We start from the raw sequence: 22,295 nt of genomic DNA, 5'->3' as shown, positions 1-22,295 counted from the left end.
ATGTTTTATAACTGCGAACCAATAAAGAAATGCAGACGAATTGGGTGATTGTCATCAGACAATCCAGTCGCCACATCGATACGAATCGGTCCAATCGGTGAGGCCCAACGTATCCCCACACCCGCACCATATTCGGTCGGATTACTGAACTCTTTATTATAAGCATTTCCGGCATCTGCAAAAACCGCAGCACGCCAGCCTTCCCTAAACTGATAGTTATACTCTAAGGAAGCAACCCCTAAGGCCTGACCACCGACTTTAAAGCCTTCAATTTCCGGAGAAAGACTCTTGTAATCAAAACCACGAATGCTCTGGTCACCACCGGTGAAATATCTCAGGTTATACGGCACTTTGGCAAAATCTTCAGTGAAGATATAACCGGCATCGGCACGTCCAACAAACTGATGATCTGCATTTTCACCCAATGAATAGATAAAACGCCAGCCTGCATTTACAATCGCCATATCTGCATCAGACAATAACGCCTCACTACCCAGCTCGACTTTGTAGGTCTGCTTGAAACCCTTGGTCGGATTGACCCGACGATCGGTATCGGTACGTGAAACTTCATAACCGACCAGTAACGACTGCTGTTCATCTTCGGTATTAAAGCGAAACGCTTCCGGAATCTGGTTAAAATCAACAGAACCATTCTGCTTCAAGCGATCCAGACGGTAACGCGCTCCAAAAGTACGCTGCCAGTTACCCAGCGGGTTTTTAATAATCCGGTCTACACCCAGCACTGCCGATTCAATTTGCAGACCTTCACCTTGAGCCACGCCATCACGTTCTTCGCGCTCATAACCACCGACAATACTGACATAATCATTCAGCGGATGGTGATAAGGAATGTTATAACGACCATCGATGGACTGCCGGATACCGGACAACTCGAGGTTGGCATCAAAAGAATGTCCGCGCTTATTTACAATGGCGCGGCGGTACTGACCACGTAGACGGATATTGGTATCTGTTCCATAACCCAGACCCAGTTCAGCACTGTTTAAACGGTCTGCATTTAAAGTCACAATCACTGGAACTTTCTTCTCTTCCCGCGCTTGTGCCTTTAAACGCTCCTGCTCATTTTCTTTGGTCTGCTGCTCGACCCGCAAGCTTCTTAAATTTGGATTTTCCTGATCGCGGCTACCGGCAAACTGGTCTTCATCGACGACATTTTGAGTGACTTCTTTAGCAGATGCCACTGAGCGATCAGGCTGTGTCGCAGTCGCCTGATCTTCAGAAAGTTTCTGTTCTTCTATCAGGCTTTGAATATCCGGTGCCAGCTCCAGCTCCCTGTCAACCGGATCAGGGCGAATTACGTCCACCAGGGTATAGTTAAAATAGCGCGAGTTGGTCAGGTTATTGGCCAGGCTATTCACTCGCCAGAAGGTATAGTCTGCACCATCTTTCCAGGTGACCAGACTTTCGAGTACATCACGATCCAGCGGAAATTCCTTTTCAGGATCACTCATTCTAAACTCGACATTGCCCAGCTTGTAACGCTCGCCTGTCTCGAAACGTAGATTTACATCGGCCGTATTTTGTGGCTGTGCAATCTTGACATCATGCAAGCGCCAGTATGAATCAAAATAACCGTTGTTATTGGCGGCAGTATTAATCCGTTGTTTGGTCTGTTCATAATTGCCGTGATTGAAAATATCGCCCTCTTCCTGCTCAGGCAAAAGACTGATGACCTGGAATTGCGGCTGTTCCGCACCCGCTCCGCTAAATTCCAGATTTTGTGTAGTGATCAGCACAGGTTCATTCGGGGTGACAAAAACCCGAACGCGACTATCAGAGATTTTTTCAAACCTGAACTGGGCATTGTAATAACCGACTGCCTGTGCCGCCTGTCGGGACAAGGTTCGCAGTTGTGGCAAAGCGGAATTAAAGTCGCCAAAAGACTCCTGGGTAAAACTGGACAGTTTGGCTTTGACATTATTTCTTAAATTCAGATAGCCTTCAGGCTCAGCTCTACGATTCAGCATACCATTGCTTTGCGCAATACCTTCGCCGTTCATAATCACCACATCCGCACTAATTCGCGGAACTCTCGCGGTCATGATCTGACGTGGCGGACGGATTTTATAAAATAGTCGTTTAAAAATATTGGGACGTTTCTCATCTTCAGCAACAAGTGGCCCCGTTATTTCTGGCAAAGTCATGCCGGCTTCATTATTTTGTACAATAATCTGGCTGTCTGCCTGAATCGATTGCATCAACTGGTCGACATTTACAGGTGCCTGATTGATTTCAAGTAACTCTTGCTGACTGATATCTGCTACGACTGTTTCAGCGGTCTGGGTATTGCGATAATTTTGCGCTTCCTGCTTGGCTTGCTCGGCCTCACGATAAATTTCATTCGCCATGTTCTGGTCAATGGACTGGATCGGCAGCTCTTCCAGATCATCAAACTGGATCGGTGTAAATACGTCCAGACCAGAGCCTGCATTTTGCTGTTGCTCCAGCATCAGCATGCTGTCGACAGATGCTTCCGGCTGTATCGCTTCTTCAATTTTTTCGGTGGCTTCATTTTCAGATGTGACCAGTCCCTGTCGCATCGCTTCTTTGGACAGTTCATCTACCATTTCTGCCTGAGAAATGGCCACAGGTGTTTCAGGCTGTTCGGTTTGTGCCATGCTCTGATGGGATAACATCATAAAAAAAATGCTCATACACAGCTGTGCCCCACTCTGAAGTGGTATAAGCGACCCCATACTGCGATGAAGCATCGTTTTTTTAAATTTTTTCTTTGCAGGCATGGCAAACTCGAAACGAATACATTCTTTAATTGATTATTTGACCGAAAAATATAAGCTAAAGAGCTTAATTGATTGGTTTTTACCTTTACATGGCTGAAAGTATCTTACATGATTTTTCTCAATGTTTACGCATAACTGACATTTCTTAATAAAACTTAATGTAGCACGCTCTATATGAACAAAAATGAACATTTGTTAGCTTCTCGGCGCTTTTTACCGATGTTTCTGACGCAGTTTTTTGGTGCATTAAACGATAATGTATTTAAACAAGCGTTACTCCTGGTCATCACCTACGGCTGGATTCAGCAGCAATCGGCCAGCATCAGCACCTTGAATAATCTGGCTGCTTTGCTGTTTATCCTGCCTTATTTTATTTTTTCAGCCACCGCCGGACAAATTGCCGATAAATACGAACGTTCACAACTGATTCGCTATTTAAAGATTCTGGAAATTGTGATTATGTTATTGGGAACCGTGGGTTTCCTGCTTGGCAACCTCTGGATTCTGTTATTTGCCTTGTTCCTGATGGGAACCCAGTCCACCTTCTTTGGCCCGATCAAATATGCCATTTTACCGGAAGTGCTAAAACCCAATGAGCTGATGTCTGGCAATGCCCTGTTTCAGTCCGGAACATCGCTGGCGATTTTATTCGGTATGATTCTGGGTGGGGCGGTCATTGCTGCATCTTCTGGCAACCTGATCTGGATCAGTTTAACAGTCGTTGTGATCGCCCTGATTGGTTATGGATCGAGTCGTTATATTCTCAAACAAAATATCCCTGCACCAGAACTGCAAATTGACTGGAATTTTTTCCGTACCAGCTTGCAAACATTAAAATATGCTCAGGGTTTGCCATTAGTCTTTACCATTTTATTGGGCAACTCATGGTACTGGTTTTACGGCGCAACCTATCTGACTCAAATCCCTCAACTGACCTTGCAAAATCTGCATGCCTCTGAAAATGTTGCCAGCCTGCTCTTAACTTTCTTTTCTGTCGGAATCGGGCTAGGTTCATATTTATGCCGTAAAATTGGCGGCAGCAAGGTCAATATCAAGATGGTGCCTTTTGGCGCAATCGGTCTGGTGATCTTTGCCCTATATCTGGCCGCGAGTCTGGCCTTTGTTCCAGCACGTACCGGTGAATTAATCGGTCTGGCTGATGTGTTTCAGCAAGGCTGGAGTTATTACCATGTGATGCTGGCAGTGACCTTACTCGGGATTAGTGGCGGTTTTTATATCGTACCGCTTTATGCCATGATGCAGGCGCATTCTCCCCGCTCACATCGTGCGCGTGTGGTTGCAGCAAATAACATTCTGAATGCCGTTTTCATGGTATCTTCTGCTATATTTTCGATTATTATTTTAAGTATTTTAGAGCTTGATCTTAAAGTACTTTTTTGTATTACCGCAGTGTTGAGCGGCCTGTTTACCCTATGGCTGCTTTTCCGACTCAAACCCATGATCAAAACCGCGAAAACACCCTTGGAGGATTAATTCATGCGTCAATATACAGGTGTCGACAAGCTGATTCATTCTTTTGATCAGGCATTACGCAGTCTCGTCCCGGGCACGACATCGGCACAACGTGAAAATCCAGCCCAACCGGTAGAAACACAATTGACGGTGAGCGATGCCCGTCATGTGGCAGGTTTGATGCGGGTCAATCATAGTGGTGAAGTGTGTGCACAGGCGCTCTATCATGGTCAGGCCATGACGGCAAAACTTCCGAATGTTCGTCGTGAAATGGAACAGGCAGCGATTGAGGAGCAGGATCATCTGGCCTGGTGTGAAGACCGCTTGAAAGAACTGGATAGCCATACCAGTCTGCTCAATCCGGTCTGGTACGGCCTGTCCTTTGGTATGGGCGCGCTGGCCGGAATTGCCGGTGATAAATACAGTCTGGGTTTTGTCGCAGAAACTGAACGTCAGGTGAGCATGCATTTGCAGCATCATATCAGTCAGTTGCCGCCGCAAGATGAGCGTTCTCGGCGCATTCTGGAACAGATGAATGAAGATGAGCTGCATCATCGGGATACAGCGTTGAAGGCAGGCGGTGTAGATCTGCCTGCTCCGGTCAAAATCACCATGACAGCTATTTCCAAACTCATGACCAAGACCAGTTATTTTATTTAAAAAGATCGATCCGATCTCAGCCCACGCATTGTGGGCTTTTTAATGTGTCTCAAATTTTGATCTAAATTTATTCGCTAAAGATATGCGATCATCCTTTATTTACAATCCATATAAAATATGAGAAATACCACAGCTTTTCATTTCAATACTTCTTGCTCATTTCCGAGAGTAAATCCAGCTGGATTTCCTGTATTTGCGCCAGCCTTTCCCATTGATGCATTAATAGATGATCGAGTTTTTCATGTAAATGCTGGATTTCCAGTTCGGCTTTTAAATTGATCTGATAATCATTTTGAGAACGTAGACGGTCTTTTGCCTCTTGTCTATTCTGACTCATCATAATGACCGGTGCCTGAATTGCCGCGAGACAGGACAGAATTAAATTTAACAGGATAAAGGGATAAGGATCGGCAGGTTGAGTTACCAAAACAACCGTATTAATCGTAATCCACAGACCCAGAAAAATTGCAAAGCAAATTAAGAATGTCCAGCTTCCGCCAAAAGTTGCAATTTTATCGGCGAGCTTTTCGCCCAGAGTCCACTTTTGCTCTAATGCTGTTTCCACATTTTTGGTGATCAGTTCATGCTGATGCATGCTATGAATCACTTCGACCTCAAGATCTGTGACCTCACCCTTTTCCAAACTTAATAATGAATGTACATACTGCATGCGATAGCGGGTTAGATCTGTCTGACAAATATAATCTTGCGGCGTCCAGACTGGAATATCCTTGCCAATCTCTTCAGTAATGACTTTTCTGACCGTTCCCATCGGAGTAAGATCTTTCAGAAGAAAGTGCTTGCCGCACACCAAACATTTATGGCTCTCATTTTTTTCTTTCATGATAATTCTCTTTTTAAACCAGCTCACTCAGCTATAATTTTTATATAATTGTTTTTATTAAATAAATTTGATCCCTTGGATATCAATTATATATCAAGTCCGTCTGGTCTTTTGAATAAATGAATTTCACCTCGGTTTTATTTTGGATTGATAAAATACTTAACCAAGCGCACTATGATCTGATCATTCAAGGTAATTTTCAGATCGATTCAATCCTACTATCTATACATGACTTAAATTTACTATAATCATAATGATAATAAAAAAGGGCTTCATTGTGCGCCATTCATACCATCTTGAAAAACATTATATCGAACGTGCGGGCTGGCTTCGTGCAGCTGTACTGGGGGCAAATGACGGGATTATTTCGGTCACCAGTCTGGTGGTGGGTATCGCAGCCAGTGGAGCATCCACTGAAATTTTATTGGTAACCTGTGTTGCCGGATTGATTTCTGGCGCCGCATCAATGGCAGCTGGTGAATATATTTCAGTAAAATCCCAGCAAGATATTGAAACCAATGATCTACTCATGGAAGAGCGCGAACTGCAACGCCATCCCACCCATGAATTAAATGAGCTCAAAACGATTTATATACAACGAGGTCTGGAACCCGCTTTGGCACAACAGGTCGCTGAACAATTGACCGACCATAATGCCTTGGATGCCCATGCCCGGGATGAAATTGGTATTTCAGCACATACCTCGGCTCAGCCCTTTCTCGCTGCATTTTCTTCGGCTATGGCATTTACGGTAGGTTCATTATTTCCTTTAATTTCAATCATGATTCTACCGGAACACTATCTGGATAAAGGCGTCATGCTGATTGGCGTTTTAAGTTTGGGGATGATGGGTGCACTGGCGAGCTATGCCGGTGGAGTGAGCGTCTGGAGAGGTGCAGTTCGGGTGATGCTGTGGGGAATTATCGCCATGTTATTTAGCGCCTGGATCGGATCATTATTTAATGTGTCTGTTGCCTAAATATGGGTTTATTTTTTAGTTAAATACAGAATAGGATTGAGCGGTTCTTCTATTAACATCACTGAAAAATGTTTTTTCGAAAAACTAACGGCTCTAACAAAACTTGAGTTTATTTTAATTTACGTTCAGTTTTAATTTAGACGCTTAAACCTTAAGATCTATGTCTGAGAGGTATTGTTATGGAAACTGCGATCATTCTTGCCATCTTGGTGATCATTATCGTATTGCTGATTATTTTTTATAACAAGAAAAAGTAAAAGCGCGATGATGCATTTTTACTGCTTTGAGGATTTTTACCGAACTTAAAATAAATTCTATGGCTTCAAATCAATCACATATGAATTACCTGTCGGAAAACCATGAAATCCCCATTGGATGATATAAAGAATCACGAGGATTAAAATGACATAAGCCAAGATTTCTCATATTTTTATGTTTAAATTTTTTCTAATCTCATCTGCCCCATCTTCGCTGAATTTTTCTTTTGATCTAAATACAAAAACTAAATCATAACAAAGCCTGATCTTGCTTGATCAGGCTTTTAAACATTCGTATTGCATAAATTACATCAGCAAAAAATTAGGTGATTTGATTTAAATCAGCTGTTCAACTCTTGGGAAACAATGTAACTCATGCTCGAATACAGGGTCTTGCCAGATATCAAACATGGGAACTTTTACATCCAAAGCCAGGGGCAATTTTTTTTCATTAAACTGCATATCTCGAAGATCTGATCCCCAGGCAATCAGATCTACATCCAGGGTAATTTGATGCGATGGACGTGTCCGCCCTGATGCCTGTTCCAGCTGTTTAAGCAGCTCAATAATTTCTGCACTCGACACCGAACTTTTTAATAGACATGCCGCATTCCAGTAATCGGCGCCGATGCCATCCCGGCAAGGAATCCTATAAATGGGAGAGAACTGGACTTCTCCCCATTCAGAAATACCTTGCTGTGCAGCTTGAAAATGTTGCTGAGGATGACAATTACTCGCTAATGCTAGAGCGAAAATCGTTTCGGTGGCGTTCAAGACGTATCCCTACAGAATTGGCTTGCGCGATAATGGCAGGCTTACGGATCGTAATATTAATCGATTCAATTGCTGTAAAGGTAGTAAAAAGTGCATTCAGCACTAACTTTGCTGCATGTTCAATCAATTCAGGCTGAGCTTCTTGAATGACCTTGGCTGAAATCTCACAAATTTCTGCATAATTCAGCGTATCTGCAAGAGCATCTGAATTTGATGCCTGTTCTAAATCGGTTTGAATGGTCAAATCCAGCATTAAAGGCTGAATAATTTGACGCTCCCAGTTAAAGCAGCCCACGACTGTTTCAACCTTTAAACCTTCAATAATAATGGCGTCCATTGGATTGCTCGAGAATATGATATTTACAACTAATCTCCCTAAATCCCTATTTTATAAAGAGGAACTTTTATCGCTTATACTTTATCAAGCAGTGAAACACTCCTCCCTGAGCTATTTTAAAGCGCTGCTTTAAAATTTGCGCAAGGAAGGGAGGTCGGGAGGGATTAAATTAATGCTTTAACAGTAAATTCGGATCAATGTCCTGAATCATTTGCAAACGCTGATCGGCATAGATATCGGTATATGGTGCCAAAATTCGCATAAAACGGTCGAAATACAGCATTTGCTTAAACAGCAAAGCAAAGTCGCGCGGGAAGCGGATGCCGTGACGTTCACCCACAGCCACCATATCCATCATGATATCGTTCAGATCAGCCGGATTTGATGTTAACAGCTCCTGAGGGTCTGCCATCAATACGCCACTGAATAAACGCTCAAGATCCGCTGCCAGAACTTTGGTATCAATCTGCACAGCAGTCATACCCATTTTCAGCATGTTCTGTGCCATCAACTCATAATTGGTATGTTGCAATGAATCCATAAATGCCATACATGCCGTCCATACCTCAGGTTTGAGCTGGCCAACAATGCCAAAATCGATAAAACCGACACGGCCATCTTCGAGCAGCATCAGGTTGCCTGCATGCAGATCGGCATGGAAACTGTTACACATCATCAGGCTGCCAAACCAGGTGTTCATTGCGGTAATGAGTACTTGAGATGGATCTTTGGATACTTTTTTGACCACTTCAAAATCGGTCAATGGCACACCATACAAGCGTTGCATGGTCAGCACACGACGGGTCGAATACTGATGATAAACCTTAGGTGCAGTCGCTGCCTTATTATTGGTGATATTCAGATAATTGACAAAATCATCCAGATTCTGTGCTTCTTCGATAAAATCAACTTCACGTACCATCCGGGCTTTGATTTCATCAACAATATCGGCCAGCGAAGCGAATTTGACTTTGGGCACGGCTTTTTCCAGCACTTTGGTCGCCCAGTGCAGTACATTTAAATCGGTGTATAAAATGGTTTCCACACCCGGTTTTTGTACCTTAATCACGACATCTTCGCCAGACACCAGCTTGGCCGCATGCACCTGTGCAATAGACGCAGAGGCCAATGGCGTTTCATCAATCGAGGCAAAGATCTCATCCAGATTACGCCCTTCAAATTCAGAGGCCAACACTTGCTGGATATAGCTGAACGGCAAGCGTGGAGTCTGATCCAGACAGCCCTGAAATTCTTCTACATATTCACGCGGAAATAGAGACGGCGTACTGGCAATAAACTGCCCCAGCTTGATATAAGTTGAACCCAGAGATTCAAAAGTCTCCCGCATGAGTTTGGCATTGCTTGGCTTTTCAGTAGCATATTTAAAGCCCGCCTTTGCCGCAACGACCGCTGTTTCTCCCATGCGGGCAACTGAACGTATTCCATCTAACCAGATATTGTTTTTCATAATGTCTTAGGAAAAATTAATTACATGCAGTGTAGCAAAAAAATATTAATTTGCAGGCTTATCTTGCCTGACAGATCGGACAATCTGTATCTTTTTCGAAAGCGAGAATCCGCTGCTTAAAACTCAATCCATCCCATAACAGCAGTTTTTGTCTGAGTGGCATCAATCCCAAACCCAGATATAACAAGGCATGATGGGCTTGCAAGCTGGCCATCACGTTAGGCGTGGTCGCCAGTACTCCGGAATCTGCACAGCGCAGACTTTCATCGGCCTGATTCTCGGGTGGGAATAGGCAGGCATAGCAGGCCGAATCCCCTTCGAGCATAAAAAGTTGCCCTTGCAGGCCAATCGCCGAGGCACTCAACAAAGGTACATTCAGTTCTACACAGCGCTGATTAACCAGATAACGTGTCGCAAACTGGTCGCAACCATCCAGCACCAAGTCCTGATGCCGAATCACACTGACTGCATTTTCAGCCGTTAAGGCCTGATTAATATATTCAACCTGTACGTTTGGATTAATTTGGCCCAGTCGTTTCGCCAGAATTTCTGCTTTGTAAAGTCCAAGATCCTGCGGTGTAAATGCAAGTTGTCGCTGTAAATTGCTCATCTCGATCGTATCTGGATCGATTAGGGTAATTTTTCCTACACCGGCACGTGCCAAAAGTTCTGCCAGTGCACAGCCAATTCCACCACAACCAACAATGCAGACATTAGAAAATTTTAACCGTTCTTGAGCGTCAATATCCCAGTCATCTAAGAGAATCTGACGGCTATACAAATGTAATTCAGCATCGGTGAGTTCGAATTCTGGGGATATGGCATCCATATTAAATGTAGACAACGTCTTTCCTTGTTTCGAAAATTTTTAACAATGATCGCAAAATTGGCTTTACTGATGTTTCTAAAGGCTAAAAATCTTTGGAAGATCAATTTCACAGTCAATTCACAGCACATCAATAAATGGTTTGGCCATCGCTGAGCCAAATAGCATATCAGCTAAACGCTCGGTATCAAGCTGCAGCCACTAGGGCTTGGCATGATTTTTTTGAATCACCTCAATTAAACAGTTCCGGCAAATGGCTCTCCAGTTTATAAAAGGCGTCAGACCTGCTGTTATTAAAATCTTTGCTATTAAATTACCCTGTACATTGAGTTGTCTTGTTTAGCGATTCTGTAGCCTCTGCCTGCATTTGAGTATAAAAATGTATGAGTTCAGTGAGACCTCAGGCATCTGTCTCTAAATATGATTAATCTGAAAATACCAAGCAATCTTTTCAAGTTTTCATAAAATCGTATGGAGAACATACATGACCGAGCATAACAATACTCAACATGATAATCGTGAAAAATTATGGGAATTGATCAAGGATGTCCTACACCATGATCAGCCATTTAACTGACACCCATGAAATCCATTCCCAGCCAATGACCATGCTGAACTCCGAACAGATGAATGAACGTCAAAATTTATATTTCATCCTGCGTAATACCAATGATCTGGTCAAAGCAGCAGAAACAGGCCGTGGTCAAATTGGATTGTCTTTTGCAAAACCATCAGATGGTATTTATGTGTCAATCAGTGCCCATGCCCAGATTAGTACCGATCGTATTCTGATTGAACAGTTGTGGAATCCATGGGCAGAAAACTGGTTTGAAGGCAAGGATGATCCGACTGTACGGGTATTGATTGCTGAAGCAGTCAGCGCAGAATATTGGAATGTAACAGACAACAAAGTCACCCAGCTTTTTAAAGCCTTAAAAGGCGGCGTTACCGGTGAAGCGGGCGAACCGCATGCAGAGCATCAAAAAGTGAATTTACAAGGCAATATCTGGTGAGTAACGAGATTTAGCCTCTTTATATTAAGAGGCTAAATTTTTGATATATTTAATTTTAAATACTAATGTAATTTTACTGTAATGACATAAAAAATTATAACTTTTGCTTGCCTTAATCTGCTCTCTTAAAAATATAAGCTTGAGAAAATCAGCTTAATATCTGACTAAAATTTAACTAGAAAATGATTATTCCTCAAATACCAAAGGCTGCCATGGTAGCCTTTGAGCATTCAATCAAAAAATTAATTTGAAAAATTAACTGACTCGCTTCATCTCTTGAAGTTTGGCAACTTCCTGCTGTTTGAGTAAATTACGCTGAATCTTGCCACTCGATGTTTTAGGCAAAGATGTCACAAACTCAATTTCTTTCGGATAGGCATGTTTGGACAATCTTGAACGTACATAACTTTGCAGTTTTAACATTAAATCCTCAGTAGCCGGATAAGCCGATTTAAGCACCACAAAGGCTTTCACAATTTCTGTCCGTTCTGGATCTGGTTTACCGACGACTGCAGATTCAAGCACTTCTTCACATTCCAGCAAGGTACTTTCCACATCAAAAGGCCCTACACGATAGCCCGAAGTTGTAATGACATCGTCCGCACGCCCAATAAAATCAATACCGCCATATTCATTCAGTTTTACAGTGTCACCGGTTAAATAATACTGCCCGACAAAAGACTTTCGATTATGACCGGCATAGCCTTTAAACCACATCAAGGGTGAAGCCGAACAGTCAATTGCCAAGATTCCAATCCCGCCTTTTTCGACTTCCTGATGTTCTGCGTTCAATACCGCAAAGCGATGCCCCGGAATCGCAAATCCAGCTGAACCCACTTTTTTATGATGCTCCAAGCCATGATGATTGGCGATCACCATACCGAGTTCAGTCTGTCCATATTGATCATAAATATTCACATTTAAATCATGATTGAACCACTGGATCACTTCAGGCGTAAGCGGTTCACCTGCACTACTGACCACACGCAAATGCGAACTGATGCCTGCATCAAATTTTTCTTTAAAGCCAAAGAACATCCGGAATGCAGTTGGCGAGCCAGTCAGGTTACTGACTTTATATTTCTCAATGATATGTACAGCATTATCGACGCTAAATCCACGTTCATCCATAATGATGCTATGACCTAAACTGAGCGGGCCCGCAATGCCATAATATAGTCCATAGGCCCAACCTGGGTCGGCCAGATTCCAGAAGGAATCTTCTTCTCGCAGATCTACGGCGTGCAGCATATAGCCTTTAAAGGCCAACAACGCTTTTAAAGGTACAGGAACCGATTTTGCCAAGCCTGTGGTGCCTGAAGTAAACATCATCAGAAAAATATCATTAAATTGGCCACTCACTGGCTCAAACTCTTCTGACTGCTGCTTTAACTCGGTCCAAAAGTCAGCATCCGGATAATGATCTGCCACTGCCTGATGTACGGTCAGAATATTTGGAATATTCAGATCATGCAGTTTCAAGCGCTGCTCTTGATCGGTGACAATCAGTTGAGTAGCGGCTGTACTCATACGATGCTCAATTGCTTTACTTTCAAAGGCAGTGAACAAAGGCTGATAGATAGCACCGATCCGCCAGGTGGCCAAAATAGTAATTAAGAGTGCAGGTGTTCTTGGCAGTAGTCCAGCTATACAATCTCCTGCTTTTAAACCCAGAGAATGCATATAATTGGCCAGCTGTCCTGAAGCAGTTGCCAATTGTTCAAATGTCCACTGCTCTGTTTGACCATTTTTGCCTTCCCAGATCAGTGCGGTTCGGTTTTGGCCAAGGTAACGTCCACAACATTCAGTATAGGCATTGATGGACTCTGCATTTCCAGCCAGATGTTCCTGAACCATATTTTCAAAATTGAAATCAACATATGCTTGTTCTAGTGTCTTCATGACGACAACCTCTATCCTGTTGTATTTTTCAGGCGACCTTGCCTGAGTGTGTCCACTTATCGTTGTTGTTCCTGCTGATTCCATCAGCATAGTTTCTTCACATCTAATTCATGCCTGATGACTAAGACATGAATCATGCTGCTTTATTTATCTTCTGCGTACTGTCTGTCTTTAGCTAATCAGGGTTGCTTGATCCTGGCAATTTCCATATCCATCAACCGAAATGCCAGATTTGAATATCGACCAAAATCTATTTTTTAATCAAAATCAACGTTGACAGACTTCACGCGCAATCACCAAACGTTGAATATCCGATGCACCTTCATAAATTTGGCTCACGCGCACATCACGGTAAATACGCTCTACTGGAAAATCAGAGACATAACCGTAGCCACCATGAATCTGAATCGCATCGGAACAGACCCGTTCTGCAATGGTTGATGCAAACAGTTTTGCCATTGAGGCTTCTTTTAAGCAGGCTAAACCAGCATCTTTTAAAGTTGCCGCATGCAAGGTCAGCTGACGTGCCGCTTCAATTTGTGTCGCCATATCTGCCAGCCTGAAAGCCACTGCCTGATGCTGCACAATTTCTACACCAAAGGCTTTACGTTCATTGGCATATTCCACCGCTGCATCCAGCGCAGCCCGAGCCATCCCGACTGATTGTGCTGCAATACCAATACGACCAGATTCAAGATTGGACAAGGCAATTTTGTAGCCTTCACCTTCCTGACCCAGCAGGTTTTCCACCGGAATCCGGCAGTTATCCAGAACAATCGTCGCGGTATCGGAACAATGCTGACCCATTTTCTCCTCTAGGCGTGACACGATATAACCCGGTGCATCGGTCGGTACCAGAAAACATGAAATGCCTTTTTTCCCTGCCAATTTATCTGTCACAGCAAAGACTAATGCGATCTGTGCATGTTTGCCCGTGGTAATAAACTGCTTGGTGCCATTAAGTACCCATTCATCGCCATCACGTTCGGCCCTACATTCTAAAGAACTGGCATCTGAACCGGCCTGAGGTTCTGTCAAGCAGAAACAACCGAGCCATTCACCAGTGGCCAGTTTAGTTAAATACTGCTGTTTCTGTGCTTCGGTGCCATAACGCTGGGTAATCCCACAAGGCAAAGAGTTCTGCACACTGATAATGGTCGAAATTGCGCCATCTCCTGCGGCAATTTCCTCAAGTGCCAAAACCAGAGAAACATAATCCAGACCTGCACCGCTCCATTCTTCAGCAACGGTCATACCCAGTGCGCCAAGCTCACCCAGTTCTTTGAGTTCTTGTGCAGGAAATTGTGCTGTTTTATCGCGTAAGGCCGCTGTTGGTTTCAGTTTCTGCTGCGAATAATTGCGCATCATGTCCTGAATCATTTTTTGTTCATCATTTAAAATCATTGAACTTCCCTTTCTATATCTATTTTATTTACTTCAAGCTTTTTACTATTGAGATCGTTGGAACGTCAGTTAAGGCGGCATGGATGTCGCCTGCGAAACTGAGATACAGGGATGTATCTTCAGTTTCGCAAAGGGTTTTTGTTTCTTTTGATCCTTCAAAAGAAAATGCATGCTTAAACAAAGTCATTTAAATTCAATGAGAAACTGGCAGCTGTGCAAATCATCATGTCCTATATAAATCGAAGACTTATTTAGGCTGCATGCGAATCGCGCCATCCAGACGAATCACTTCACCATTTAAATAGCTATTTTCAAAAATATGCCCCACCAGCTGGGCAAATTCCTGAGGTTTAGCCAAACGTGATGGGAATGGCACCATTTGTCCCAAAGCATCCTGAACATTTTGCGGCATACCTTTTAGCATCGGGGTTTCCATAATGCCCGGGGCGATGGTCATCACTCGAATGGCTTCACGTGCCAGTTCACGAGCCAAAGGTAAAGTCATCGCCACCACTGCACCTTTGGAAGCAGCATAAGCGGTCTGGCCAATTTGACCATCATAAGCGGCGACCGAAGCGGTATTTACAATCACGCCACGCTCTTCTTCACCAGATTGCAGTTCATATTTTGCAATTAACGCCGCTGCATGACGTAGCATATTAAATGTGCCATTCACGTTAATATTCAGCACTTTTTGGAACATCGCCAATTCATGAATACCGTTACGCCCCAGCACTTTGGCAGAAGGTGCAATACCTGCGCAGTTGATCAAACCATTCAGTTGAGCATACGCATTTTCGACATGTGCAAAGAACGTTTCTACGGCCTGCTCATCGGTGACATCTAGCTGTACAAATTCAGCCTGCTCACCCAGTTGTTGCTGTAATGCCTCACCCTGCTCTTGATTCATATCGACCAGAATCACTTTGGCACCGTGTGCAACCAGATGCGTGGCTGTCGCTGCACCCAAACCCGATGCTCCCCCGGTAATCACAACGACTTTTCCCTGAATTTTCATATTTCTTCCCTGATAATTTTCTATTTGAGATACGACTTAATATGCAGAGTAAACAGAGTTTTTATTCTGTACAATTTCCAAATATTGCATCTTGCCTGAGGTATTTGGACAATAAAAATGAGGATGTCACACTGAACATGCATAAGCCTGCACTGGAATATAGCAAAGGGACTATTTCGATCGACTTGGTCAAGGAAGCCTTGCTCGATGCCAAACGATTAGAATTTGATATCTCTACTATTCTGAAAAAAGCCAATATTCCAGCCGAAGTACTCAATGCACCTCAAGCGCGCGTGTCGGTAAGCCAGTTTGCCCAATTATGGACAGTGCTTGCAGACAGCATGAATGACGAATTTTTTGGCATGGACAGTCATGCCATGCGCCGTGGCAGCTTTAAATTGCTTTCAAAAATGCTTATGCAGGCAGATACACTGGAAAAGGCGCTACAACACATTTTGCAATTTCTCAACTTGATTCTGGACGATCTGCAAAGCACGCTTCTCGTTGAGGAACACTATGCCTATATCGTGATTTATGATTTAAAATCTACAAAACGCATGTTTAGTTATGCGACCTATCTGATGCTGATTCATACCTTGATCTGCTGGTTAAGTGGACAACGGATTTTGCTGAATCAGATTCAATTAAAATGTCCTGCACCACTCGATGATTTTGATTATAAAGTCCGTTTTTGTGAACAGATTGAATATCAGGCCAATGAAAACTATGTGCAGTTTGATGCAAGCTATCTGCAACTGCCGATTAAGCAGGATGCTCAATCCTGGTATCAGTTTATTCAACAAACGCCTCACAATTTATTGGTGCGTTTTAAAAATCCTTATGCACTCAGCACCCAGATTCGCAGACAGCTTCTGCAAGTTTCACCGTCAGAATGGCTAGAACTGAATGATCTTGCCTCAAAAATGAATATGTCCGAGGCGACCATGCAACGGCGTTTAAAAAGCGAAGGGGTCAGCTACCAGCAATTAAAAAATGAAATACGCAGGGATACCGCAATCGAATTATTGACGCGTACTGAGCAAAGCTTGCAAGACATCAGTGACCAGCTCAACTTCCAGGAATCCAGCGCCTTTCATCGTGCCTTTAAGAAATGGACTGGAGTCAGTCCGGGAGCTTATCGTCAAAATAATATTAGATAATTTATATAAATTGATACTTAAAAAATATTAATAAAATTTTATTGAAACTTAAGTTCATATTTTTACTGTGATTATAAATTTCAAGCCCTGCAGCATATATTAGCAGGACTACACAGTCATCCAGAAAGCTTTGCAATTCGCCTGAGAATAGATTATTTTTCACTCACTTTATAGCACTTTGCTATTGGCTGTACTCCCAAATTTTCTCCTAAGTTGAAGGTATTTTCATGTTAAAGATGACTGATGTTCTTGAACAGAATCTTGTTCAAAACTTCGCCAATGCTTTAGTTCATTCAGCTGATCAAATCTCTGAACAGCTTAATCAAGCTATTTTAAGTGCCTCTGACTCAGCGCTTAAAGATGTTGTGGTTCAGTTCTTTAACCGTGTTGATGCAACTGAAACTGCGGCAGCCTTAGAAATTCCGGCAGATCGCATTGTCGCCCTGCAACAAGGTATTGCGCTCAAAGATGAACAATACTTGGCAGATACCGTGAAAGTTGTAGCGCTTTGTCTGGCAATGGAAACCGGTGGCTTAGATCAAGTCGAAGTCTATGACTGCCTGCAAGACTATCCGATGTAATTCTTTTAAAGAATTTAACAAAAGTGATGCTCTGGCATCACTTTTTTCTTTATAGGATAGTAATAGAATGTCATTAAAAATACTGGATATTTCAGATGTTAATCTAAGAATTTAAAAAACCAAAAAAAAAGCGACCAAATCGGTCGCTCTTTTCATAAAGAAGGATTAAAAATTAATGCGGCCACTGACCCAAAGTCACCCGATCATTACCGCCATAATCTTTTACGGTACGGACCTTTTTATAACCGGCCTGCTTAAATAGATGCTGCACGGCATCAGCCTGATCATAACCATGCTCAAGCACCACCCAGCCATTGACGGTTAAATGCTTTTTGGCCTGAATAATAATGTCTTCCAAATCAGCCAAGCCCTTTTTCTGAGCAACCAAGGCACGTTCCGGCTCAGTTGCCAAATGCTGCATATGTGCATCGTTCGCATCGATATACGGCGGATTTGAAGCAATCACATCAAAAAACTGACGGCCAAATGGCTTTAACCAGGAACCCAGAACGAATTCTACATTCTCAATATCATGTTGTTCTGCATTATATTTGGCTACTTCAAGCGTAGGCGCATAAATATCTGATGCAACAATCACCCATTCAGGACGCTCCGATGCAAGCGATAAGGCAATTGCACCTGTGCCTGTACCCAAATCCACCACACGGGCATCTTCAGGCAAATCTAACTTTAACACGGTTTCAACCAGCACTTCAGTATCAGGACGCGGCACCAACGTATCTTTGCTGACTTTCAGATCCAAAGTCCAGAATGGTTGTGAACCGGTGACATAAGCCAAAGGTTCACCGGCAGCAATTCGTGCCAGACCATCCTTATAAGCTTGTTCCTGCTCAGGCGTCAATTCCTGATCTTTTTTCATCAACAGATCAAATGAATCAATCTTGGTGATGTGTTCCAGCAACCAGGCATTTTCCTGACGCTCATAACTTTCAGCTTCACCGCGTAAAGCCAGCGCTTGTAAAATATTCATTATCCACCATTCTGCTGTGCAAGCATGGCCAACTGATCGGCCTGATATTCGCGATGCAGGCTGTCCAGCAATTCGGTCAAATCACCTTCCATGACCGCATCCAGCTTGTATAAAGTCAGGTTAATGCGGTGGTCGGTCATACGACCTTGAGGGTAATTATAGGTACGAATACGTTCTGAACGATCCCCTGAACCAACCAGATCACGACGCATTTCAGAGGTTGCAGCATCGGCAGCAGCCCGTTTGGCATTTTCTAAACGAGACACCAAAAGTGCCATCGCTTTGGCTTTGTTTTTGTGTTGCGAACGTTCATCCTGACACTCCACTACCGTGCCTGTCGGTAAATGGGTAATACGTACCGCAGAATCAGTTTTGTTAATATGCTGACCACCAGCACCTGAGGCACGGTAAGTATCAATCCGCAAATCCGAGGAATTGATTTCTACCGAAGTATCGACATCGACTTCCGGTAAGATCGCAACGGTACAAGCAGACGTATGTACACGACCTTGCGATTCGGTTGCTGGCACACGTTGTACACGATGCGCACCACTCTCAAACTTCAAGCGACCATATACACCGTCACCATTGATCAGGCAAATCACTTCTTTATAACCGCCGTGTTCACCTTCATTTTCTGACAGGATTTCAATACGCCAGCCTTGGGTTTCGGCATATTTACTGTACATGCGATATAGATCGCCCGAGAAAATCGCTGCTTCATCGCCGCCGGTTCCGGCACGAATTTCCAGATAAGCAGAGTTGGCATCATTTGGATCTTTTGGAATCATCAGAATATTCAGGTCTGATTCAAGCGCTTCAATCAAAGCTTTATTTTCTTTGATTTCCTCTTGTGCCATTTCCTTAAAGTCCGGGTCCGACAACATGGCCTGAGCTGTTTCAATATCTTCTTCAGCCTGTCTGTACTTGCTCCAAACGCTGGTGATTTCTGTCAGGTCATTATGCTCACGCGACAGCTGACGAAAACGTTTATTGTCTGAAATGACTTCTATATCAGCCAATAATGCTGTCAGCTCTTCGTGGCGGTCAGAGAGTTGGTCTAATCGTAAACGTAACGATTCTTTCATTTTTTAAAAAATCTCAAAACATAGGCTGCAACTAAAAACCGATTTAGCACAGCGAAATCAAAAAATTGCGCCTAGTTTAACGATTCTGGCTTGTAATGAACATCATTATTGAGTAAGTCCACGCCGCTATCATTCTCTCTCGGCAGCATTTGTTAACAAATAAGATTAAAAATAGTGGAATTGCCTTTTTTATAATCGATCTTATGCTTATTTCTTGCAGATTTTACAATTCATCAAATAAAGCAGTAAATTATGGAGAAACATCTTCATATTATTCTGGGCATGATTTGTTACATTTTCCACATCGAAATAAATACAGTCCTGTTAATGGACACGGAGTGATGACATGAAACTCAACGCACTTTTAATGAGTACAGTTTTAGCTGCTGGTTCAATGATGGCGGTAAATGCACATGCAGACAGTACAGCACGTGTTGCAGCAGCAAGTGCCTTAGGTAGTGTTGCAGGTACAGCCCTAGGTAAAAACATGGGCGGCAATACTGGCGCTACACTTGGCGCAGCCTTAGGTGGTGCAGGCGGCGCAGCAGTGGCAAGTAGCAAAAAGAACCGTACTGAATCTGCAATCGGTGGTGCTTTGGGTGGCGGTGCAGGTTATACCGTAGGTAAAAACATGGGCGGCAGCAATGGCGGTTATATCGGTTCAGCCTTGGGTGCTGCCGGTGGTGCTGCATTAGGTAACAAGATTTCCAAAGACAAAACTGCAGAAAAAGCCAAATCACGCCACTACAAGAAAAAACGTCATTACCGTTATAACTGATCAATGCGTTAGACCTCAGACATTCGTCATTAAGAGCACCTTCGGGTGCTTTTTTTATGCTTTTCAAACACAGTCAAATTCATGTAATACATAAAATTATTCACTCAAAATCATGAATAAATTAAGGAGATAAAAATCACAATTCGTCAACACGGCCTTCATGCTGTTTGACGCTTGCTAGATTAAATTGATCTTATCAACAAATACAGCTAGATATATAAAAGGTGTACTCATGAACTATAAATCTCTAATGATCGCTGTCGTAGCAACCTCAGCCATGGGTATGACAGCAGCCAATGCGGGTAATACAACCAATACCGCCTTAGCTTCAGCACTTGGTGGTGTTGTTGGTGCGGCAGTAGGTAATAAAATGGGTGGTACAACCGGTGCAACCATCGGTTCGGCAATTGGTGGTGGTGCTGGTGCAGCAGTTGCAGCAAACAAGCGTGACCGTAATGGTGCAATTATCGGTGGTGCCCTGGGTGGTGGTGCAGGTTATGCAGTCGGCCGAAATATGGCGGGTACCAATGGCGGTTATATCGGTGCAGCACTAGGCTCTGCGGGTGGTTCAGCACTGGGTAAAAAAGTCAGTGAGGATCGCCGTTATGATGACCGCTATGACCGTCGCTACAGTTCAAAAAACTACCGCACGAATGACTATCGCTATAACAACCGTCGTCGTTAAGGCTGCACTCTCTAAGCTTCCCTCCTTAAATAAGCATCTTCGGATGCTTATTTTTTTGCCTGTTATTTTCGTTTACACTTATATCGATTTTTTTCGATATACAAATACAATGCAAAGTCGTATGCTTTTAGTCATGTCTATTTAAGAGTAATACGATGCGTACACTTAACGATACCCGGTTCTCTATCCTCGAACTGGTTCCTGTTCGTGACGATAAGACTATTCAATTCGCGCTGAACCACGCGCTGGAGCTTGCCCAGGCAGCAGAACAACTGGGTTATAGCCGAATGTGGCTGGCAGAACATCACAATATGGATGGCATTGCCAGTTCAGCCACAGCCGTTCTTTTAGGCTATTTACTGGCGAACACCAAAAGCTTAACTTTAGGCTCAGGCGGGATTATGCTCCCGAATCATGCGCCGCTGGTGGTGGCTGAGCAATTCGGAACTTTAGCGACCTTATATCCAGATCGTGTTGAACTCGGTCTGGGCCGTGCTCCTGGAACTGACCAGATGACCATGCGTGCCCTGCGCCGTGGCCGTCAGGAAACTGAAGATCAGTTCCCGCAAGATATTCTGGAAATTTTGCAATATTTTAAAGATCCAGAGCCAAATCAGCGTATTGTTGCGACTCCCGGTCAAAGCACGCATGTTCCGGTCTGGCTACTCGGATCGAGTCTGTTCAGTGCACAACTTGCAGCAAAACTGGGCCTGCCTTATTCTTTTGCTTCACATTTTGCCCCGCGTATGCTCGGTCAGGCGATTCAGCTGTATCGTGAAAACTTTGAGCCTTCCGAATATCTGGAACGTCCTTATGTCTCAATGGGTGTCCCAACCTGTGTGGCAGATAGCGATGAAGAAGCAGAATACCTCGCGACCAGTGCCTATCAGCGGGTTTTGTCATTGATTCGTGGTCAGACCTTAAAACTGAAAGCGCCGATAGATTCAATGGACGGTCTATGGTCACCTGCCGAGAAAATGTCGGTTGATAATTTCTTTGCCATGGCACAGGTCGGCTCCAAAGAAACTGTGAAAGCTGGGCTGGAATCGCTTTTGGCCAGATATGATGTCGATGAGTTTATCTTCACTTGTGACATCTATGACACTGACAAGCGTCTGCATAACTTTGAGCTGTTGATGCAGCTTAAAAACGGGCAATAAATGAAAGCGACATCTACCTATTCTCAGCAATGGGTAGATGTTGTATAACTTTCAAATAAAATAGCAACAATCTGTTCAACACCGTCATCCAAACTTTTTCTATTCATTCTTCTCTCTTACTTAACACCACCGCTT

General features: G+C 43.4%; 19 protein-coding genes and 1 pseudogene. 9 read left to right on the top strand and 11 right to left on the bottom strand.

The genetic code is table 11. The features are described 5' to 3' along the window. Window positions 1–5: 5 nt before the first annotated feature. Window positions 6–2,762 carry an autotransporter assembly complex family protein gene (locus FTU45_RS07455; RefSeq protein WP_180076213.1) on the bottom strand — a complete coding sequence of 919 codons (2,757 nt, stop codon included), beginning with the start codon at window positions 2,760–2,762 and terminating at the stop codon, window positions 6–8. A gap of 174 nt (window positions 2,763–2,936) precedes the next feature. Between FTU45_RS07455 and FTU45_RS07450 the strand changes: the two genes are divergently transcribed. Together FTU45_RS07450 and coq7 are read left to right on the top strand one after the other, a co-directional pair. Continuing rightward, window positions 2,937–4,256 carry an MFS transporter gene (locus FTU45_RS07450; RefSeq protein ID WP_100535308.1) on the top strand — a complete coding sequence of 440 codons (1,320 nt, stop codon included), beginning with the start codon at window positions 2,937–2,939 and terminating at the stop codon, window positions 4,254–4,256. 3 nt (window positions 4,257–4,259) lie between these two features. Then, on the top strand, window positions 4,260–4,895 hold the full coding sequence (gene coq7 / locus FTU45_RS07445) for a 2-polyprenyl-3-methyl-6-methoxy-1,4-benzoquinone monooxygenase (RefSeq protein ID WP_074383217.1): 636 nt from the start codon (window positions 4,260–4,262) through the stop codon (window positions 4,893–4,895). A 142-nt stretch (window positions 4,896–5,037) separates the two neighbouring features. Here coq7 and FTU45_RS07440 read toward each other — a convergent pair whose 3' ends face one another. Further along, entirely contained in the window at window positions 5,038–5,739 is a 702-nt protein-coding gene (locus FTU45_RS07440) for a DUF1003 domain-containing protein (protein ID WP_074383218.1), read from the bottom strand. A gap of 277 nt (window positions 5,740–6,016) precedes the next feature. Between FTU45_RS07440 and FTU45_RS07435 the strand changes: the two genes are divergently transcribed. Beyond that, window positions 6,017–6,718 (top strand): VIT family protein, encoded by a 702-nt coding sequence (locus FTU45_RS07435; RefSeq protein WP_005097209.1) that lies wholly within the window; start codon window positions 6,017–6,019, stop codon window positions 6,716–6,718. 593 nt (window positions 6,719–7,311) lie between these two features. Here the strand turns inward: FTU45_RS07435 and FTU45_RS07430 are convergent. The 4 genes from FTU45_RS07430 to FTU45_RS07415 all read right to left on the bottom strand — a co-directional run bounded on the left by FTU45_RS07430 (window position 7,312) and on the right by FTU45_RS07415 (window position 10,383). After that, window positions 7,312–7,749: a 2-amino-4-hydroxy-6-hydroxymethyldihydropteridine diphosphokinase gene (locus FTU45_RS07430; protein WP_005170538.1), complete on the bottom strand. Its 438-nt coding sequence runs from the start codon at window positions 7,747–7,749 to the stop codon at window positions 7,312–7,314. Further along, window positions 7,706–8,086: a dihydroneopterin aldolase gene (gene folB / locus FTU45_RS07425; RefSeq protein WP_074383219.1), complete on the bottom strand. Its 381-nt coding sequence runs from the start codon at window positions 8,084–8,086 to the stop codon at window positions 7,706–7,708. Before folB ends, FTU45_RS07430 begins: the two co-directional genes overlap by 44 nt. A 169-nt stretch (window positions 8,087–8,255) precedes the next feature. Then, window positions 8,256–9,554 (bottom strand): AarF/ABC1/UbiB kinase family protein, encoded by a 1,299-nt coding sequence (locus FTU45_RS07420; protein WP_180076212.1) that lies wholly within the window; start codon window positions 9,552–9,554, stop codon window positions 8,256–8,258. A gap of 58 nt (window positions 9,555–9,612) precedes the next feature. After that, window positions 9,613–10,383, bottom strand: a complete 771-nt coding sequence (locus FTU45_RS07415; protein ID WP_034608477.1) for a HesA/MoeB/ThiF family protein — start codon at window positions 10,381–10,383, stop codon at window positions 9,613–9,615. A gap of 481 nt (window positions 10,384–10,864) precedes the next feature. Between FTU45_RS07415 and FTU45_RS07410 the strand changes: the two are divergent. After that, window positions 10,865–11,393 (top strand): annotated as a pseudogene (locus FTU45_RS07410) (pyridoxamine 5'-phosphate oxidase family protein). Window positions 11,394–11,648: 255 nt separating this feature from the next. Here the strand turns inward: FTU45_RS07410 and FTU45_RS07405 are convergent. The 3 genes from FTU45_RS07405 to FTU45_RS07395 all read right to left on the bottom strand — a co-directional run bounded on the left by FTU45_RS07405 (window position 11,649) and on the right by FTU45_RS07395 (window position 15,717). After that, window positions 11,649–13,295 (bottom strand): AMP-binding protein, encoded by a 1,647-nt coding sequence (locus tag FTU45_RS07405; RefSeq protein ID WP_180076211.1) that lies wholly within the window; start codon window positions 13,293–13,295, stop codon window positions 11,649–11,651. A gap of 267 nt (window positions 13,296–13,562) precedes the next feature. Further along, a complete protein-coding gene (locus FTU45_RS07400) occupies window positions 13,563–14,699 on the bottom strand; it encodes an acyl-CoA dehydrogenase family protein (RefSeq protein WP_179999463.1) in 1,137 nt (378 codons plus the stop codon). 247 nt (window positions 14,700–14,946) lie between these two features. Beyond that, window positions 14,947–15,717 (bottom strand): 3-hydroxyacyl-CoA dehydrogenase, encoded by a 771-nt coding sequence (locus FTU45_RS07395; protein WP_005097220.1) that lies wholly within the window; start codon window positions 15,715–15,717, stop codon window positions 14,947–14,949. A 137-nt stretch (window positions 15,718–15,854) separates the two neighbouring features. Here FTU45_RS07395 and FTU45_RS07390 point away from each other — a divergent pair, with 137 nt between their 5' ends. Together FTU45_RS07390 and FTU45_RS07385 are read left to right on the top strand one after the other, a co-directional pair. Beyond that, entirely contained in the window at window positions 15,855–16,877 is a 1,023-nt protein-coding gene (locus tag FTU45_RS07390; protein WP_180001141.1) for an AraC family transcriptional regulator, read from the top strand. Window positions 16,878–17,104: 227 nt separating this feature from the next. Next, a complete protein-coding gene (locus FTU45_RS07385) occupies window positions 17,105–17,458 on the top strand; it encodes a hypothetical protein (protein ID WP_005170516.1) in 354 nt (117 codons plus the stop codon). Window positions 17,459–17,630: 172 nt separating this feature from the next. Here the strand turns inward: FTU45_RS07385 and prmC are convergent, their stop codons facing one another. Next, window positions 17,631–18,449: a peptide chain release factor N(5)-glutamine methyltransferase gene (gene prmC / locus FTU45_RS07380; protein ID WP_180076210.1), complete on the bottom strand. Its 819-nt coding sequence runs from the start codon at window positions 18,447–18,449 to the stop codon at window positions 17,631–17,633. Beyond that, window positions 18,449–19,537 (bottom strand): peptide chain release factor 1, encoded by a 1,089-nt coding sequence (gene prfA, locus FTU45_RS07375; RefSeq protein WP_180076209.1) that lies wholly within the window; start codon window positions 19,535–19,537, stop codon window positions 18,449–18,451. Before prfA ends, prmC begins: the two co-directional genes overlap by 1 nt. Window positions 19,538–19,883: 346 nt before the next feature. Between prfA and FTU45_RS07370 the strand changes: the two genes are divergently transcribed. The 3 genes from FTU45_RS07370 to FTU45_RS07360 all read left to right on the top strand — a co-directional run bounded on the left by FTU45_RS07370 (window position 19,884) and on the right by FTU45_RS07360 (window position 22,160). After that, window positions 19,884–20,315, top strand: a complete 432-nt coding sequence (locus tag FTU45_RS07370) for a glycine zipper 2TM domain-containing protein (protein WP_005097225.1) — start codon at window positions 19,884–19,886, stop codon at window positions 20,313–20,315. A 232-nt stretch (window positions 20,316–20,547) separates the two neighbouring features. After that, entirely contained in the window at window positions 20,548–21,000 is a 453-nt protein-coding gene (locus FTU45_RS07365; protein WP_005097226.1) for a hypothetical protein, read from the top strand. Window positions 21,001–21,155: 155 nt separating this feature from the next. After that, on the top strand, window positions 21,156–22,160 hold the full coding sequence (locus FTU45_RS07360) for an LLM class flavin-dependent oxidoreductase (protein WP_100355348.1): 1,005 nt from the start codon (window positions 21,156–21,158) through the stop codon (window positions 22,158–22,160). Window positions 22,161–22,295 lie beyond the last annotated feature (135 nt).

Origin of the sequence: Acinetobacter sp. YH12106, assembly GCF_013418995.1 — a bacterium.
GTDB classification, from domain to species: domain Bacteria; phylum Pseudomonadota; class Gammaproteobacteria; order Pseudomonadales; family Moraxellaceae; genus Acinetobacter; species Acinetobacter pseudolwoffii.
Note: the sequence above shows the minus strand (reverse complement) of the source record. Positions and strands in the feature narration are given on the sequence as shown.

Excerpts from the sequence above, each read along its gene's own strand:
- FTU45_RS07450 (WP_100535308.1), top strand. The coding sequence starts at position 2,937 with ATGAACAAAAATGAACATTTGTTAGCTTCTCGGCGCTTTTTACCGATG.
- coq7 (WP_074383217.1), top strand. The coding sequence starts at position 4,260 with ATGCGTCAATATACAGGTGTCGACAAGCTGATTCATTCTTTTGATCAG.
- FTU45_RS07395 (WP_005097220.1), bottom strand. The coding sequence starts at position 15,717 with ATGAAAATTCAGGGAAAAGTCGTTGTGATTACCGGGGGAGCATCGGGT.
- FTU45_RS07365 (WP_005097226.1), top strand. The coding sequence starts at position 20,548 with ATGAACTATAAATCTCTAATGATCGCTGTCGTAGCAACCTCAGCCATG.
- prmC (WP_180076210.1), bottom strand. The coding sequence starts at position 18,449 with ATGAATATTTTACAAGCGCTGGCTTTACGCGGTGAAGCTGAAAGTTAT.
- FTU45_RS07370 (WP_005097225.1), top strand. The coding sequence starts at position 19,884 with ATGAAACTCAACGCACTTTTAATGAGTACAGTTTTAGCTGCTGGTTCA.
- FTU45_RS07415 (WP_034608477.1), bottom strand. The coding sequence starts at position 10,383 with ATGGATGCCATATCCCCAGAATTCGAACTCACCGATGCTGAATTACAT.
- FTU45_RS07440 (WP_074383218.1), bottom strand. The coding sequence starts at position 5,739 with ATGAAAGAAAAAAATGAGAGCCATAAATGTTTGGTGTGCGGCAAGCAC.
- FTU45_RS07390 (WP_180001141.1), top strand. The coding sequence starts at position 15,855 with ATGCATAAGCCTGCACTGGAATATAGCAAAGGGACTATTTCGATCGAC.
- folB (WP_074383219.1), bottom strand. The coding sequence starts at position 8,086 with ATGGACGCCATTATTATTGAAGGTTTAAAGGTTGAAACAGTCGTGGGC.
- FTU45_RS07455 (WP_180076213.1), bottom strand. The coding sequence starts at position 2,762 with ATGCCTGCAAAGAAAAAATTTAAAAAAACGATGCTTCATCGCAGTATG.
- FTU45_RS07405 (WP_180076211.1), bottom strand. The coding sequence starts at position 13,295 with ATGAAGACACTAGAACAAGCATATGTTGATTTCAATTTTGAAAATATG.
- FTU45_RS07360 (WP_100355348.1), top strand. The coding sequence starts at position 21,156 with ATGCGTACACTTAACGATACCCGGTTCTCTATCCTCGAACTGGTTCCT.
- FTU45_RS07420 (WP_180076212.1), bottom strand. The coding sequence starts at position 9,554 with ATGAAAAACAATATCTGGTTAGATGGAATACGTTCAGTTGCCCGCATG.
- FTU45_RS07400 (WP_179999463.1), bottom strand. The coding sequence starts at position 14,699 with ATGATTTTAAATGATGAACAAAAAATGATTCAGGACATGATGCGCAAT.
- FTU45_RS07385 (WP_005170516.1), top strand. The coding sequence starts at position 17,105 with ATGTTAAAGATGACTGATGTTCTTGAACAGAATCTTGTTCAAAACTTC.
- prfA (WP_180076209.1), bottom strand. The coding sequence starts at position 19,537 with ATGAAAGAATCGTTACGTTTACGATTAGACCAACTCTCTGACCGCCAC.